This is a genomic window from Streptomyces gilvus, from assembly GCF_022513565.1.
GTDB classification, from domain to species: domain Bacteria; phylum Actinomycetota; class Actinomycetes; order Streptomycetales; family Streptomycetaceae; genus Streptomyces; species Streptomyces gilvus.
The window spans coordinates 398,436-414,296 of sequence record NZ_JAKWBE010000003.1; the positions used below are offsets into that span (position 1 = coordinate 398,436).

Consider the following 15,861-nt stretch of genomic DNA (forward strand, 5'->3'; position numbering starts at 1 on the left):
CCCTATCGTGCGAACCATGACGACCCCGCGCCCCACCACCGACCTCTCGGCAGACGAGGCCCGCCGCATCGCCCTGCGCGCCCAGGGCCTGCTCGGCGCGCCCGACCGCAAGGCAGGCGTCCGCGGCATCCTCCGCCACCTCGGCGCGGTCCAGCTGGACACCATCTCGGTCCTCGCCCGCTCCCACGAACTCATCCCGTACGCCCGCCTGGGCGCGGTGGGCCGCAGAACCGTCGAGGACGCCTACTGGAACACCGCAGCTACCGGCGAACCCCACGCCTTCGAGTACTGGTCGCACGCCGCGTGCATCCTCCCCGTCGAGGAGTGGCCCCACTTCGCCTTCCGCCGCCGCGCCTACCGGTCCCGCCCGCACTGGAACCACGAACTCCCCGACGGCGCCTACGACCAGGTCGTCAAACAGCTCCGCGCCGAAGGCCCCCTCACCGCCACCGAGTTGGGCGGCGCCAAGCGCACCAGCGAGTGGTGGGACTGGTCCGGCGCGAAGGTCGCCGTGGAGCGGGCCCTGATGTACGGCGAGGTGGTGTGCGTGCAACGCCGCGGCTGGAAGCGGGTGTACGACCTGGCCGAGCGGGCGATCCCGGAGCCGCTGCTGCACGACGAGCTGGACGACACGGAGTGCCTGCGCCGCCTGGTCCGCCTGGCCGGCCAGTCCCTGGGCGTCGGCACACGCGCGGACATCGCCGACTACCACCGCCTCAAGGGCGAGCAGGTCGACGCGATCATCGCCGACTCCGGCCTGGTCCCGGTCACGGTCGAGGGCTGGGGCAAGTCGGCCTGGGCCGACCCGGCGGCCTTGGAGACACCTCCGCGCGGCCGCCACCGCACCACCCTGCTGTCGCCCTTCGACTCCCTCGTCTGGGAGCGGGCGCGCACGGAGCGGATCTTCGGCTTCACACACCGCCTGGAGGCCTACGTCCCCAAAACGAAGCGGGTGTACGGGTACTTCGCGATGCCCGTCCTGGCCGGAGGCCGGCTCGTCGGCCGCGTCGACCCCGCCCGCGAAGGGGCCACGCTGATCGCACGACAAGTCACCCTGGACGGGCCCAAGGTGGTCCCGGCCGTCGCGGAAGCACTGGTGGAGGCGGCCAGTTGGGTGGGCTGCACGAGCGTACGCGTGGAGCGGGTGGAGGCCCCGGAACTGCACGAGCCGCTCACCAAGGAGGTCACCCGGGCCCTCATCGCCGCCCTGCGCTGAACCGGGCCGAGCGGGCCCCTCAGCGGATCTCGAGGATCTTCTCCCGCATCGCGTACACCACCGCCTCCATCCTGGAGTGCAGCTGCAGCTTCTCCAGGATGTTGCGCACATGGTTCTTCACGGTGTTCTCGGAGATGAACAACTCCTTGGCGATGTCCCGGTTGTTCATGCCCGTGGCGACGAGCTTGAGGACCTCCAGCTCACGGTCCGTCAGCCGCGGCGCGGGCACCAGCCGGCGCTCGTCGGTGCGCTGGATCATCGACTTGAACTCGGTGAGCAGCTTCGACGCCATGGAGGGACTGATCTGCGACTGCCCGTCGGCGACCGCGCGAATGGCCGTGGCCACCTCGTCCGTCGAGATCTCCTTCAGAAGATAACCGGTCGCACCCGCCTTGATCGCGTCGTAGAGGTCGGCCTCCTCGTCGCTGATCGTCAGCATGATGATCTTGGCGCTGGGGGCGACCTCCTTGATGGAGGTGCACGCCTCGATCCCGCCCCGCTTGGGCATCCGCACATCCATCAGGACGATGTCGGGCAGCAGGTCGGCGGCCTTGTCGACGGCCTCCGCACCGTCCCCGGCCTCGCCCACGACCTGGATGTCCTCCTCGGCCGCGAGCACGATCTCCAGACCACGGCGGAAGAGAGCGTGGTCGTCCACGACCAGGACTCTGATCGGTTCCTTGCGTGGAGAGCCCGCGTCCGGGCTCACGCCGACGACGCCGCCGTCGGCATCCTCGTCACGCATCGGTCCGAAGCTGTCCGCCATCGTTCCTCCCCCTGAAGGCTGTGGCCTGTGGTGCTGTGCCATCCGCCAACCCAAGGCAACGGCCCACCGGTTGAGCCGCTGAGGCCATGATTCCATGCCCGGGCGACAACGCGGTGACAGAGCGGGACGCGAAGTGGTCGCACACCGGTGCCCCTGGGGGCGCACAGGCGCTCCAGGGGCACCGGCACAATTGTCAACCGCGCGGGTCAGCCACCCAGCGTGCCACCGGGCGCGGGAGACTGCGCCTGGGCGACCATCGGGTCCGTGCTGAGGTGGATGACGCCGTAGTCGTACGCGTGCCGCCGGTAGACGACACTCGGTTCCTTCGTCTCGGAGTCGACGAACAGATAGAAGTCGTGGCCGACCAGCTCCATCTCGTAGAGGGCCTGGTCGAGCGTCATCGGGGAGGCGACGTGGGTCTTCTCGCGGACGACGAGGGGGCCTTCGCCCTTCACTTCCAGCGAGCCGATCTTCTTGGTGGGTACGCCGTCGGTGTCTTCCTCGTGGACGGCCTCGCCGTTCCCGTTGAGCGTCGCCGCGCCAGGGACGTGGTCGGGGACCTCGGCCGCCGAGATCCGGCGCGCGCCACGGCGCGAGAACCGCTTGTCGTGCTGCTTGCGCAGCCGGGCGTCCAGCTTCTCCGCCGCCAGGTCGAGCGCCGCGTACGGATCGCTGGCCGCCGCCTCCGCCCTGATCACCGGACCGCGGGAGCGAAGCGTGATCTCCACTCGGTCGCAACGGTCGGCTTGTCGGGGGTTGGGCTCCTTGGACACCTCGACGTCGAGGCTGATCACCTTGCCATCGAGCTTCTGGATCTTCTCCAGCTTCAGCTTCTCGGCCACGTGCTTGCGGAACCGCTCGGGCACCTCGGTCTTGCGGCCCTTGACGACGATGTCCACGCAGAACTCCGTTCCCGGATCGCTCCGCCTCACTGCGGAGCGTCTCCCTTTTGCACCAGGCTCCGGTGATCTCCGGAACCTACGGACTCGGTGACGTCCACCTCCTCCCCCGCGGGCAAGATCTCCACTCCACCAGCGCGGGTGATAGTGGAAAACCCGCGCCACGGCACTCGGGTACGTGAGGCGTGGCCTGCGCCTTTCCTCACAACCGAACATATCTCGCCCGGACGGATGTCGTCACCCTCTACCGCGGCGTACCTCCGTTCAGGTGAATTGCCCCTGTCATAACCTGCAACGATGCAAGTGCACAGTCAGTTCCGGTTTATTTCGAAAGAGTCCGGCGACGCCGCGACCACAGCCGCGCAGATCAGATGACAGGCGCTGCTCGCACCCGCCATTCCCGGCCCGTCGCGCATAAGGTCGGCCTCTTCCTCCACCGGTCCGGTGATCCGTTCCCCTCTGCTTTCCCGAGCAGCCGCCGGATACACGGCCCGAGCCATATCACCGCAAGATTCCGGCCCGGGCGAATCCCGGTACCCACGCGCCGCCCGCGCCGCCTCAGCCAATGACGCCCCGGTTGTCATCAGGTCGTCGACGAGCACGACCCGACCGCCCCGAAGCAGTCGCCCACCGCCCGGTACCACGCCGAGCGCGCCCGCCAGATTCTCCAGCCGCTGCCGGGAGTCGAGCCCCGCCTGATCCGCCACCGCCCGCCGCTGACGCAGCACGGCGACGACTCGCGCCGGAACCCCGCCCCGCCGCAGCTCCCCGGCCGCGGCGAGCGCGATCCGCCTGGCCGGATCATGCCCCCGAGCCCGTACGGCCCGCCGAGCCGACGGCACGGGGACGAGCAGCAGGGGTTGATCATTGCGCGTCTCCCGCAGCCCCGCCCGCACGGCCCCCGCCAGAGCCCTGCCCAGCGGTGTCGCGAGGGACAGCGCGCCCCGCTCCTTGTGGGCCAGCAGCACGGCCCGTACCTCGTCCGCGTACCGGGCCGCCGCGTGCACCACCGGCAGACCGGGCGGTTCCGGTACCGGGCGCACCCGGCTCGGTGCCGCCCCGCTCAGAGCCGCACGGCACTTCGGGCAGAGCACCGTGCGTGGCCTCCCGCAGCCGCCGCACTCGGTCGGCAGCACCAGGTCGGTGAGGTCCTGCCACCACCCCCGCATGCGCACACTGTGCCAACACCCGAGCCGCCCCACCACCCCTGTGGACAACCAGGCGGCCGCCCCGTCAGGTCCCCCTGGTCAGAAGCGGCCGCCCTCGAAGCCCTGGCGGACTACCCCGGATAAACCGGCGCCTTCCCGTCCGAGACGACCTTCTGCCACTGTCCTCCGGACCCCAGCCGCACGATCCCGTCGTCCGAGTACGCCGCCATCGGCAACCCTTCGGACTCGGTCGCCGTGATCTCCTTGACCCCGGTGAGCGCGGCGGGCGTCGGCCCGTCCGGTGTGGAGCCGTCGACCTGGACGTATCGCATCGTCTGCACACCGCCCTGCTCGCGCCCGACCACCACGAGCCGGCTGTCCCCGGCCCAGGACATGGCCGTGACGTCCTCCAACTCCGGTGTCGCGGAACGCAGTTCCAGCACCGAAACAGTCGGCGTGCCCTTGTCGCCGCTCCGTTCTATCCGCCCGATGAGCAGGGACTTCTCCTTGCCCTTGGCCACCACGAGCGCGATCCGCACACCGTCGGCGGCGACCCGCACCTCCTCGATCTGCCCGTTCAGGTCCGGTGTCCTCACCACGAGCGGGTGCCCCTTGCCCTGCTGCAGCAGGAGCAGCCGGGGGCCGGCGGGGTCGCGGTCGGCGATCCAGAGGTCGCCCTGCGAGTCCCAGCTGGGGGCCGTGAACCGGGTCTGCTCGGTCTTGCCGTGGCTGATCACCACAGGGTTTCCGAGGGAGCCGCCCGACACCAGCGAGGAGACGTACAGCTCCCTGCCGTCGGCGGCGACTGCGGCCGCCATGCTCTCGTCACGCGACACGGCCACCGACGTCAGCGCCTTGGCGCCCTCGCCCAGTGCCCCGGGCACGGGCTCGGCGCTGGTGCTGGGGCTGCCCGCCGCTATCCGCACCAGCCTGTCCTTGGCGTCGATGAAGTACAGGTAGCCGGTGTGCGCGGTGGAGGCCAGCGTGGCGACCGTGGCGGTCCGGTCCTCGCGCAGCGTGCACAGCCGCCGGTCTCCCGACCGCAGCTCGACCTGCTCGATGGCCGTGGTGAGGTTCTGCAGCGTGAACAGCAGCTGCGTCGCCATCTGCTCGCACTGGGCCGTCCCGACGCGGGCGGCGCTCGCGTTGAGCGGCACGGTGAGGTTGTTCTGGTCGTCGGGCGCGAGCGAGGTGACGCCCTTGCCCAGCGCCGTACCGGTGGGAAAACTCGTCCGCACCTCGGGGTCGAGCCAGTTCGTGGGACCGTTCAGCAGCGAGCGCACCGTCTGCGTCATGGGATCGACGCGTCGGCGCACGTACACGGGGTCGGCGACGGCCGCGGGTGCCCCCGAGGTCGCTGCGGAGGCGAAGTAGTACTTGTTGACGGACATGTAGTTGCGCTGGAAGTCCGACTTCCCCATGACGACGCCCTGCGGCAGCCGGTCGATGCGCCACTGCCCGGCCTTGTCCCGCGCGAGATGGATCAGCGCGTTGTAGGAGCCGCTGTCGGGCTCGTACGACTGCTGCCCGTCCACCTTGGCGACCCTGGTGCCGGTCAGGGTGAAGGAGAGGTTGTCCTTGGCGTCCGAACGGTCCTGGCCGGTGCCCGGCCCGTTGTCGAGGATCGTGGTGGACAGGCCCGGGTTCCACGCCTGGGAGGCGGCGCTGGTCAGATACTGCCGCGCCGTCGAGTAGTTCGGGTCGTCGCTGGTCAGCGCCTCCAGGAAGCCCGAGACGATCTCGGGGGGCTGCGCGTTCTTCTGCGGCGGCATGGCGAAGACCCGCACCTGCGTGTCCTGCCGCGGCGTGGAGTCGACGCCGCGCAGATCCCCGCTGTCGGGCATCGAGGCGCACCCGGCCAGCAGGACGACGCCGCAGACGCCGTACACCGCCGCGCGCACCGGTCGGCGCCGGGCGCCCCCCTCACGGTCAGCGCCCACGCGATGCCTCCCCATGCCTCGGCGAGTCCTCCGGTCCGGTGTCCGTCCGGCCCGGGCTCTCGCTGCGTGCCCCTTCCCCCGGGGGTGTCTCGTCCTGTCGCCGCGTGCCCGAGGCGGGCCGGGGCACGACACGCGCGCCGTTGCCGGGCAGCGCGGTCGGGTCGGCCGTGGGCGTGGCGCCGTTCAGCCGCGGGGCGATCGCGGGTATCTGGTCCCCGGCCGGCTGCACGGGCACGGTGGCCGTCTTGTCGCCGCCGCGCGGCAGGCCGGCGTCGTTGAGTCCGCGGTTGCGGCGCGAGTCCTTGGGTTCGAGCGGTATCGGCGAGCCGCGCAGCGGCTCGTCTGCGGTCCTGGGCAGCGTCAGCCGGAACTGCGAGCCACCGCCCGGCTCGCCCCAGGCCTGCAGCCAGCCGCCGTGCAGCCGTGCGTCCTCCAGGGCGATGGACAGCCCGAGGCCCGTGCCGCCGGTGGTACGCGCGCGAGCCGGGTCCGCCCGCCAGAAGCGGCTGAACACGCGCGTGGCCTCACCGGGCTTGAGTCCGACGCCGTAGTCGCGCACCGCGACCGCGACGGCCCCGCCCGCCGCGGCGAGCTTGACGACGACGTCCTTGCCCTCGCCGTGCTCCACGGCGTTGACGACGAGGTTGCGCAGCACGCGCTCCACGCGGCGTGCGTCCGCTTCGGCGATGACGGGCTGCTGGTCGCCCCGTACGCGTATGTGTGTGCCCTTGCGCTCGGCGAGCGGTTCGGCTCCGCTGACGACCCGCCGTACGACCTCCCTGAGGTCTATCGGCTCCGCCTCCAGCGCCGCCGCGCCCGCGTCGAACCGGCTGATCTCCAGCAGGTCGGCGAGCAGCGACTCGAACCGGTCGAGCTGGTCGGCGAGCAGTTCCGCGGACCGTGCGGTCACCGGATCGAAGTCCTCGCGCGCCTCGTGGATGACGTCCGCGGCCATCCGTACGGTCGTCAGCGGCGTCCGCAGTTCGTGCGAGACGTCGGAGACGAACCGCCGCTGCATCCGCGAGAGGTCCTCCAGCTGCTGGATCTTCAGCTGGAGGTTCTGCGCCATCTTGTTGAAGGCCTCGCCGAGCCGCGCGATGTCGTCCTCGCCGGTGACCTTCATCCGCTCCTGCAGCTTGCCCGCGGACAGCCGTTCGGCGATCCCGGCCGCCATCCGCACGGGTGTGACGACCTGCCGCACCACCAGCCAGGCGATCGCCCCGAGGAGTACGACGACGAAGAGCCCGGCGGTCGCCAGCGTGCCCTTGACCAGGCTCAGCGACTTCTCCTCCTGCGTGAGCGGGAAGAGGTAGTAGAGCTGGTACGGGTTGCCGGTGGGGTCGTTGATCTGCTTGCCGATGACCAGCGCGGGCTGGGACTCCTTGTCGCTGTCCTTGTAGATGATCCGCGTGTAGCTCTGCGCGGCCGTCTGGACCGCGTTGATGCGGGCGCGCAGGTCGTCGGGGACGCTGGCCGTCGGGTCGAGCTGGCCGGAGGCGCGCGGGCCGCGTCCTCCGCCGCTGTTGTTGTCCCCGGCGGGCAGCGTCACCACGTCGAAGGCGCCCTGGCCACCGCTGGAGAGGGATTCGACGAGGTCGCTCATCCAGGAGGTGAGGTTCTGCGACTGCCGTCCGTCCGGCGACTGGGCGGTGTCGGCGGTACCGGCCTCCGCCTCGTCGGCCTTCTGCTTGGCCACGGCGAATCCGCCGGTGGCCTGGCTCTGGGAGGCCTTCACCTTGGCGTCCAGCAGTCCGTTGCGCACCTGGCCGATGACGACGAAGCCGAGCAGCAGCACGACGCCCAGCGACATCAGCAGTGTGGTGGCGACGACCTTGAGCTGGATGTTGCGCCGCCACAGCCGCATGACGGGCAGCAGCGGGCGGCGCACCCAGCGCATGAAAAGCCGCAGCACGGGGCTGCCCTGGACTCCGCCCTGCAGCAGCCCGCCCTCCAGCAGGCGCTGCCAGCGGGAGCCGGCCGGTTTCCGGCCGACAGGCCGCCCCGCGCGGGCCCCGGTCGGCCCGGACGCCGTGGCGGCACTGTCACCGGACATGTCAGCTCGGCCCTGCCTTGTACCCGACGCCACGGACGGTCACCACGATCTCCGGACGCTCCGGGTCCTTCTCCACCTTGGAACGCAGGCGCTGCACATGGACGTTGACCAGGCGGGTGTCGGCCGCGTGCCGGTAACCCCACACCTGCTCCAGCAGCACCTCACGCGTGAACACCTGCCAGGGCTTGCGCGCGAGGGCCACCAGCAGGTCGAACTCCAACGGCGTCAGCGCGATCGACTGCCCGTCGCGCTTCACCGAGTGGCCCGCCACGTCGATGACCAGGTCCCCGATGGCCAGTTGCTCGGGCGCCGGCTCCTCCGACCGCCTCAGCCGCGCCCGGATCCGCGCGACGAGCTCCTTCGGCTTGAACGGCTTCACGATGTAGTCGTCGGCTCCGGACTCCAGCCCTACGACGACGTCCACGGTGTCGCTCTTCGCCGTGAGCATCACGATCGGCACACCCGACTCGGCCCGGATCAACCGGCACACCTCGATGCCGTCCCGGCCGGGCAGCATCAGGTCGAGCAGCACCAGATCGGGCTTGGCCTCCCGGAACGCGGCCAGCGCCTTGTCGCCGTCGGCTACGAAAGACGGCTCAAACCCTTCACCACGCAGCACGATGCCGAGCATCTCGGCAAGTGCGGTGTCGTCGTCGACGACAAGGACTCGTCCCTTCATAAACGACATCATCCCATTCTCATAACGGTGGCGAAGGTGCAGGTGAGCAGGGTCACTGGCCCGTGACGATAGTCGTACTCGGCCGTCACTGTCTGCCCCTGTCCGCCGACGTCGGCGCCGACAACGGATCTCAGCTACCCAGGGTAGGCGCACGCCGACCATCCGGTCGGCCCGGCCGAACGGCGCGAACCGTCCCACACCCTCCGCAACCGTGTCAGGGCGCCGTCACGGGCCGCGACCTGGCGCACAGCTCCGCGAGGGCCTCCGCCGTCACCGGCGAGACGGTGCCCTCCTCCGTGACGATCGCGGTCACCAGCTCCGGAGGCGTCACATCGAACGCCGGGTTGTAGGCCTGCGTCCCCAACGGCGCCACCGGGACCCCGCCCCCGGCCTCCACGCCCACCACCGGCACCTGCGGCGCCACGATCTCGGTCACCTCGTGCCCGGGACGCTGCTCGACCTCGATGGACGCCCCGTCCGGGGTGTCCTGGTCCACCGTCGTCACCGGCGCCACCACGATGAACGGCACGTGGTGGTACCGCGCGAGCACGGCCAGCGGATAGCTGCCCACCTTGTTCGCCACCGACCCGTCGGCCGCGATCCGGTCCGCCCCGATCAGCACCGCGTCCACCTCACCGGCCGCGAAGAGCGAGCCCGCCGCGTTGTCCGTGAGCAGGGTGTACGCCATCCCGCTGCGCGCCGCCTCGTACGCCGTGAGGCGCGCGCCCTGCAGCAGGGGACGCGTCTCGTCCACCCACAGCCGCCGCAGCCGCCCCGCCCGGTGCGCCGCGAGCGCCACCGCGAACGCGGTCCCCTCACCGCCCGACACGAGCGACCCGGTGTTGCAGTGCGTGAGGATCCGGTGCCCGCCGCCGGGCAGCAGCTCGTCGAGCAGCGCCAGCCCCCGCTCAGCCATCCGGGCGCTGGCCTCGGCGTCCTCCTGGTGCAGCTGCCGCGCCGCGGCCAGCGCCGCCGCGGCGGCCCGTTGTCCCTCGCCGCTCCTGGCGCACTCGGCCTGGTAGGCGGCCTGTGCCCGGCGCACGCCGACGGAGAGGTTCACCGCGGTGGGCCGGGCGCCCGCCAGCGCGGCCGCGGCGTCGTCCACGTCGAAGCCGCGGGCGGCGGCGAGCGCGACGCCGTACGCCCCCGCGATCCCGAGCAGCGGCGCCCCGCGCACGGCGAGCGAACGGATCGCCTCCACCAGCGCGGGCGCGTCCGTGCAGACCAGTTCGACCTCCTCGGCCGGCAGCCTCGTCTGATCCAGTAGGACCAGTACGGGCCCCTCGGGTGGTTCCTCCCAGCGGATCGCCGGGATCTCGGTCGGCCTGCTGTCCTCGCCGGATTGCGCGTGCTGATCAGCCATGCGATCAGTCTGCCCCTTATCCGGCGGACAATTGAAGGTGTGCAGCCCCTACCGCGGCCGGTACCTCCGCCAGCACCCCATGGCACGATGGCTGCCAACCTGCCGCCGCGACCGCGGACGGGCACCGTGAAGGAGCGACGATGAACGACACTCCGGGCTGGGCCTCGCCCGGATCTGCCCCGTCCGACGGGCAGGAGACCGGCGAGTCCGGCACTCCGCGTCCCGGCGCCGCACAACCCGCCGACCAGCCGGGCACGGACGCGCAGGAGCCAGGCGTGAAGTGGTCCAAGGACCAGCCGCCCGCCGGCCAGTGGTCCGCACCCACCGGTCCCGCGAGCCCCGGCCAGACCCCGCCTCCTCCACCGCCCGGCCCGGGCTGGGGCGGCACCCCTCCCGGCGGCCCGGGCGGCCCCGGTGCGCCCGGCGGCCGGGGCGGCTACGGCGGTCCCTACGGCGGCTGGGGCGGCGGCGCCTGGGGTGGTCCCCCGCCCGCGGCCAAGCCCGGCGTGATCCCGCTGCGCCCGCTCGGCGTGGGCGAGATCCTCGACGGCGCCGTCTCCACCATGCGCACCTACTGGCGCACGGTCCTCGGCATCTCGCTGACCGTCGCCGTCGTCACGGAGATCGTCGTCGTCCTCCTCCAGGGCCTCGTCCTGAACAACCGGGAGACCGCTGAAACCCTCAGCGACCCCAGCGCCAGCCTCTCCGAGGTCACCCGCGCCATGGGCGACACCATGCTCAACACCAGCGTCGTGTTCCTGGTCTCCCTCATCGGCACGATCACCGCGACCGCCCTGCTGACGACGGTCACCAGCCGCGCCGTGCTCGGCCGGCCGGTCACCGCGGCCGAGGCCTGGCGCGACGCCCGCCCGCAGGTGCCCAGACTGTTCGGCCTGATCTTCCTGCTGCTGCTCATCGCGGCCGGCGTCGTCCTCGGCGGCGCGCTGCCCGGCATCCTCGTCGCCGTCGCCGGCTCGGGCAGCGCGGGAGCCGCGCTCGCCGTCCTCGGCAGCCTCGCCGCCGGGATCGTCGCCCTGTGGCTGATGATCCGCTTCTCGCTCGCCTCGCCCGCGCTCATGCTGGAGAAGCAGGGCATCGTCAAGTCGATGAGCCGCTCCGTGAAGCTGGTCCGCGGCTCCTGGTGGCGGGTCTTCGGCATCCAGCTGCTCGCCACGATCATCGCGAACATCGTCGCGTCGATCGTGGTCATCCCGTTCACCTTCATCGCCGCCGCGTTCGGCAGCGACGGCATCGTCAACTTCTTCAACAGCGGGGGCGCCGACGCCGGCTGGACCTTCCTCATCATCAGCGGGATCGGCGCGGTGATCGGCTCCATGATCACGTTCCCGATCACGGCCGGTGTCACGGTCCTGCTCTACATCGACCAGCGCATCCGCCGCGAGGCCCTCGACCTCGACCTGGCCCGCGCCGCCGGCGTCCAGGGATACGGCACCGACACCGGCGCGGGGAGCTGATGCGGTGAGCCTGACGGGGGGCGTTCTCACAGCGGTACCGGCACTGCCGCGCGCCGCCGAAGCGGCCGTACGGACCCTGCTGCGCGCCGGCGACACATCCCTGCTGTCGCTGGCACGCTCCGGTGACGAACCGCCGGTGACCATTCCGCGCGATCCCGCACGCGAGGCGGCTCGCCGCGAGCTGTCCAAGCGCATGTACCACGAGAACGACCCCAGCCTGTTCCAGCGCGCCCTGAACGCCTTCTGGGACTGGGTCGACAAACTCTTCGGCACCGCCGCCACCGCGACCCCGGGAGGCACACTCGGCCTCATCGTCGTGATCGTGGCCGTCCTCGCCGTCCTCGGGGCGCTGTGGTGGCGCCTGGGCAGTCCGCGCCGCCAACCCACCTCTTCCGCCGCCCTGTTCGACGACCGCCCCCGCAGCGCCGCCGAACACCGCGCGGCCGCCGAGGCGCAGGCCGCCCAAGGCCACTGGAACCAGGCCGTCCAGGAACGGATGCGCGCCATCGTCCGCTCGCTCGAGGAACGCGCACTCCTCGACGTCCGCCCCGGCCGCACCGCGGACGAGGCCGCCGCCGAAGCGGGCACCGCACTGCCCTCCCACACGAACCGACTGCGCGCCGCCGCCCGCGACTTCGACGACGTCACATACGGCGGCCGAAGGGCGAGCGAGATGTCGTACCACCGCATCGCCGAACTCGACCGCGACCTCGAACGCACCAAACCCCAGCTCGCGAACAGCATCCCCAGCACGGCCCGCAACGGCCGCCAGGGAGCCGCCGGATGACCACCGAGGCCACGCTCCCGTCCACCTCGGCCTCGCCCACCGCCCGTCAGGTGTGGACCCGCGCGCGAGGAATCGCCCTCGCCCTGGTCGTCCTGCTGACCGCGGCCGTCGTCATCGCCGTGGTGCGCTCCGACACCCGGCACGGCGAACTCGACCCGCGCTCCGTCGACCCCTACGGCAGCCGCGCCGTCGCCGAACTCCTCGCCGACCGAGGCGTCTCCACGCGCGTGGTCACCACCCTGGACGAAGCCCGCGCCGCAGCCGGCCCCCGGACCACTCTCCTGGTCGCCGTCCCCGACCTCCTGACGCCCCGTCAACAGGCCAGGCTGCACTCCACGATCGCCGAGTCCGGCGGACGCACCGTCCTGATCGCCCCCGGCAGCTCGTCCGTCGACAAACTCGCCCCCGGTGTCACCGCCGACCCCGCCACCAGCTTCGACTCGACGCTCGCCCCCGACTGCACGCTGCCCGCCGCCCAGCGCGCGGGAAGCGCCGACACCGGCGGCATCCGCTACACCACCACGCACCTCGACGCCGACAAGTGCTACCCCAGCGAACGCCTGGCCACCCTGCTGCGCATCCCGCAGACCTCCGGGAGCGGCGACACCGTCGTCCTGGGCGCACCCGACATCCTCTTCAACAACCGGCTCGACAAGCAGGGCAACGCCTCGCTCGCCCTCCAACTCCTCGGCTCCCGCCCCCATCTGGTCTGGTACCTCCCCTCGCTCTCCGACGCCTCCGCCACCGACGACGGCGGCAAAAAGGGCTTCCTCGACCTGCTGCCCTCGGGCTGGCTCTGGGGCACACTGCAGCTCTTCATCGCGGCCGGCCTCGCCGCCCTGTGGCGGGCACGCCGACTCGGCCCCCTGGTGCCCGAAAAACTCCCCGTGGCGATCCGCGCCTCCGAAACCGTCGAAGGCCGCGCCCGCCTCTACCGCAAGGCGAACGCCCGCGACCGCGCGGCCGCCGCTCTTCGCTCCACCACCCGCACCCGACTCGCCCCCCTCGTAGGCGTCCCCGTCACCCAGGCGCACGCGCCCGAGACCCTGCTCCCCGCCCTGTCCACCCACCTCCGCGGCGACGGACAGACCCTGCACTCCCTCCTCTTCGGCCCGCCGCCCAGCGACGACGCGGCCCTCATCGCCCTCGCCGACCAACTCGACGCCCTCGAAAGAGAGGTACGCCGTCCATGATGGACCCGACCACTGACAACGCCGGGATCACCGGGGACCCGGGCAAGGCCCGCGCCTCCCTGGAGGCCCTGCGCGCCGAGATCGCCAAAGCCGTGGTCGGCCAGGACCCCGCCGTGACCGGCCTCGTCGTCGCCCTCCTGTGCCGCGGACACGTGCTACTGGAAGGAGTCCCCGGGGTCGCCAAAACGTTGCTCGTCCGCGCCCTCGCATCCGCACTCGAACTGACGACCAAACGCGTCCAGTTCACCCCCGACCTCATGCCGAGCGACGTCACCGGCTCCCTCGTCTACGACGCCCGCACCGCCGAGTTCTCCTTCCAGCCCGGCCCGGTCTTCACCAACCTCCTCCTCGCGGACGAGATCAACCGCACCCCGCCCAAGACCCAGTCCTCCCTCCTGGAGGCCATGGAGGAACGCCAGGTCACGGTCGACGGCACCCCACGCCCGCTCCCCGACCCGTTCCTGGTCGCCGCGACCCAGAACCCGGTCGAGTACGAGGGCACCTACCCCCTCCCCGAAGCCCAACTCGACCGCTTCCTCCTCAAACTGACCATCCCTCTGCCCTCCCGCCAGGACGAGATCGACGTCCTCACCCGCCACGCCGAAGGCTTCAACCCGCGTGACCTGCGCGCCGCCGGCGTACGCCCCGTCGCCGGCCCCGCCGACCTGGAAGCCGCCCGCGCCGCCGTCGCCAAGACCACGGTCTCCCCCGAGATCACCGCCTACGTCGTCGACATCTGCCGCGCCACCCGCGAGTCCCCGTCCCTCACCCTCGGCGTCTCCCCCCGCGGCGCGACGGCCCTCCTGGCCACCTCACGCGCGTGGGCATGGCTCACCGGCCGCGACTACGTCATCCCCGACGACGTCAAAGCCCTCGCTCTCCCCACCCTCCGCCACCGCGTACAACTCCGCCCGGAGGCCGAGATGGAGGGCGTGACGGCCGACTCCGTCATCAACGCCATCCTCGCCCACGTCCCCGTCCCCCGCTGATGGCCTTCACCGGACGCGCCGCGCTCCTCGCGGCCCTCGGCTCCCTCCCCGTCGGCATCTGGGACCCCGGTTGGACGGGCATCCTCGCCGTCAACGCCCCCCTGGCGGTGGCCTGCGCCTGCGACTTCGCCCTCGCGGCCCCGGTACGACGCCTCGGCCTGACCCGCTCCGGCGACACGTCCGTACGCCTGGGCGAGACCGCCGACGTCACCCTCACGGTCACCAACCCGTCCCGTCGCCTCCTCAGAGCCCGCCTGCGCGACGCCTGGCCCCCCAGCAGCTGGGAGCCCGGCACCGAGGTGGAGGCCTCACGCCACCGCCTCACCGTCCCACCGGGCGAACGCCGACGCCTCACCACCCGCCTGCGCCCGACCCGCCGAGGCGACCGCCAGGCCGACCGGGTCACCATCCGCTCGTACGGCCCCCTCGGCCTGTTCGCCCGCCAAGGCAGCCACAAGGTCCCCTGGACAGTACGCGTCCTGCCCCCCTTCACCAGCCGCAAGCACCTCCCGTCCAAACTCGCCCGGCTGCGCGAACTCGACGGCCGCACCAGCGTGCTCATCCGCGGCGAGGGCACTGAATTCGACAGCCTGCGCGAGTACGTCCCCGGCGACGACACCCGCTCCATCGACTGGCGCGCCACAGCCCGCCAGTCCACCGTCGCCGTACGCACCTGGCGCCCCGAACGCGACCGCCACATCCTCGTCGTCCTCGACACCGGCCGCACCGCCGCGGGCCGCGTGGGCGACGCCCCCCGCCTCGACGCCTCCATGGACGCGGCCCTGCTCCTGGCAGCCCTCGCCTCCCGCGCCGGCGACCGCGTGGACCTCCTCGCCTACGACCGCCGAGTACGCGCGATGGTCCAGGGCCGCACCGCCCGCGACGTGCTCCCCTCCCTGGTCAACGCGATGGCGACACTCGAACCCGAACTGGTCGAACTGGACGCACGAGGCCTGACGGCCACCGCCCTGCGTACGGCCCCCCGCCGCTCCCTGATCGTCCTGCTCACCAGCCTCGACACGGCCCCCGTCGAGGAGGGCCTGCTCCCGGTCCTCTCCCAACTCACCCAGCGCCACACGGTTCTCGTGGCCTCGGTGGCAGATCCGTACATCGCCCGCATGGCGAAGGCCCGCGGAAACACCGATGCGGTGTACGAGGCCGCAGCCGCGGCCCAGGCCCAGAGCGAACGCCACCGCACGGCGGAACAACTCCGCCGACACGGGGTTACGGTCGTCGACGAGACGCCGGATGAACTGGCGCCGGCGTTGGCGGACGCGTACCTGGCTCTCAAGACGGCGGGCCGGCTGTAGCGGGAGGAGTGGCCCCAGGACGCAGAAAACCCCCGGACCGGTG

At 71.9% G+C, this 15,861-nt stretch carries 13 protein-coding genes; 6 read left to right on the forward strand and 7 right to left on the reverse strand.

The window, feature by feature from the left end:
• Nucleotides 1–16: 16 nt before the first annotated feature.
• On the forward strand, nt 17–1,216 hold the full coding sequence (locus tag MKW14_RS08240; RefSeq protein WP_240860393.1) for a winged helix-turn-helix domain-containing protein: 1,200 nt from the start codon (nt 17–19) through the stop codon (nt 1,214–1,216).
• A gap of 19 nt (nt 1,217–1,235) precedes the next feature.
• Here the strand turns inward: MKW14_RS08240 and MKW14_RS08245 are convergent, their stop codons facing one another.
• From MKW14_RS08245 to mtnA, 7 genes are all read right to left on the reverse strand, one after another.
• The gene (locus MKW14_RS08245) at nt 1,236–1,982 is read right to left on the reverse strand and encodes a response regulator (protein WP_240860394.1); all 747 of its coding nucleotides are present in this window, start codon (nt 1,980–1,982) and stop codon (nt 1,236–1,238) included.
• Between the two features lie 206 nt (nt 1,983–2,188).
• Nucleotides 2,189–2,881 carry a ribosome hibernation-promoting factor, HPF/YfiA family gene (gene hpf / locus MKW14_RS08250; RefSeq protein WP_240860396.1) on the reverse strand — a complete coding sequence of 231 codons (693 nt, stop codon included), beginning with the start codon at nt 2,879–2,881 and terminating at the stop codon, nt 2,189–2,191.
• Between the two features lie 311 nt (nt 2,882–3,192).
• A complete protein-coding gene (locus MKW14_RS08255; protein WP_240860397.1) occupies nt 3,193–4,050 on the reverse strand; it encodes a ComF family protein in 858 nt (285 codons plus the stop codon).
• Nucleotides 4,051–4,160: 110 nt separating this feature from the next.
• A complete protein-coding gene (locus tag MKW14_RS08260; RefSeq protein ID WP_240860399.1) occupies nt 4,161–5,969 on the reverse strand; it encodes an LpqB family beta-propeller domain-containing protein in 1,809 nt (602 codons plus the stop codon).
• Nucleotides 5,959–8,022 (reverse strand): MtrAB system histidine kinase MtrB, encoded by a 2,064-nt coding sequence (gene mtrB, locus MKW14_RS08265; RefSeq protein ID WP_240860409.1) that lies wholly within the window; start codon nt 8,020–8,022, stop codon nt 5,959–5,961. Before mtrB ends, MKW14_RS08260 begins: the two co-directional genes overlap by 11 nt.
• Nucleotide 8,023: 1 nt before the next feature.
• A complete protein-coding gene (mtrA, locus tag MKW14_RS08270; RefSeq protein ID WP_187283109.1) occupies nt 8,024–8,713 on the reverse strand; it encodes a two-component system response regulator MtrA in 690 nt (229 codons plus the stop codon).
• A 202-nt stretch (nt 8,714–8,915) separates the two neighbouring features.
• Nucleotides 8,916–10,064, reverse strand: a complete 1,149-nt coding sequence (gene mtnA / locus MKW14_RS08275; RefSeq protein ID WP_240860411.1) for an S-methyl-5-thioribose-1-phosphate isomerase — start codon at nt 10,062–10,064, stop codon at nt 8,916–8,918.
• A 140-nt stretch (nt 10,065–10,204) separates the two neighbouring features.
• Between mtnA and MKW14_RS08280 the strand changes: the two genes are divergently transcribed.
• The 5 genes from MKW14_RS08280 to MKW14_RS08300 are packed head-to-tail and all read left to right on the forward strand — an operon-like array spanning nt 10,205 to nt 15,818.
• A complete protein-coding gene (locus MKW14_RS08280; RefSeq protein WP_240860413.1) occupies nt 10,205–11,539 on the forward strand; it encodes a DUF7847 domain-containing protein in 1,335 nt (444 codons plus the stop codon).
• A gap of 4 nt (nt 11,540–11,543) precedes the next feature.
• Nucleotides 11,544–12,326, forward strand: a complete 783-nt coding sequence (locus tag MKW14_RS08285; protein WP_240860422.1) for a DUF4129 domain-containing protein — start codon at nt 11,544–11,546, stop codon at nt 12,324–12,326.
• Nucleotides 12,323–13,519 (forward strand): DUF4350 domain-containing protein, encoded by a 1,197-nt coding sequence (locus MKW14_RS08290; protein WP_240860424.1) that lies wholly within the window; start codon nt 12,323–12,325, stop codon nt 13,517–13,519. Before MKW14_RS08285 ends, MKW14_RS08290 begins: the two co-directional genes overlap by 4 nt.
• Complete coding sequence (locus MKW14_RS08295) at nt 13,519–14,508, forward strand: AAA family ATPase (protein ID WP_240860483.1); 990 nt, start codon at nt 13,519–13,521, stop codon at nt 14,506–14,508. Before MKW14_RS08290 ends, MKW14_RS08295 begins: the two co-directional genes overlap by 1 nt.
• Complete coding sequence (locus MKW14_RS08300; RefSeq protein ID WP_240860426.1) at nt 14,508–15,818, forward strand: DUF58 domain-containing protein; 1,311 nt, start codon at nt 14,508–14,510, stop codon at nt 15,816–15,818. The genes MKW14_RS08295 and MKW14_RS08300 overlap by 1 nt, the downstream gene beginning before the upstream one ends.
• Nucleotides 15,819–15,861 lie beyond the last annotated feature (43 nt).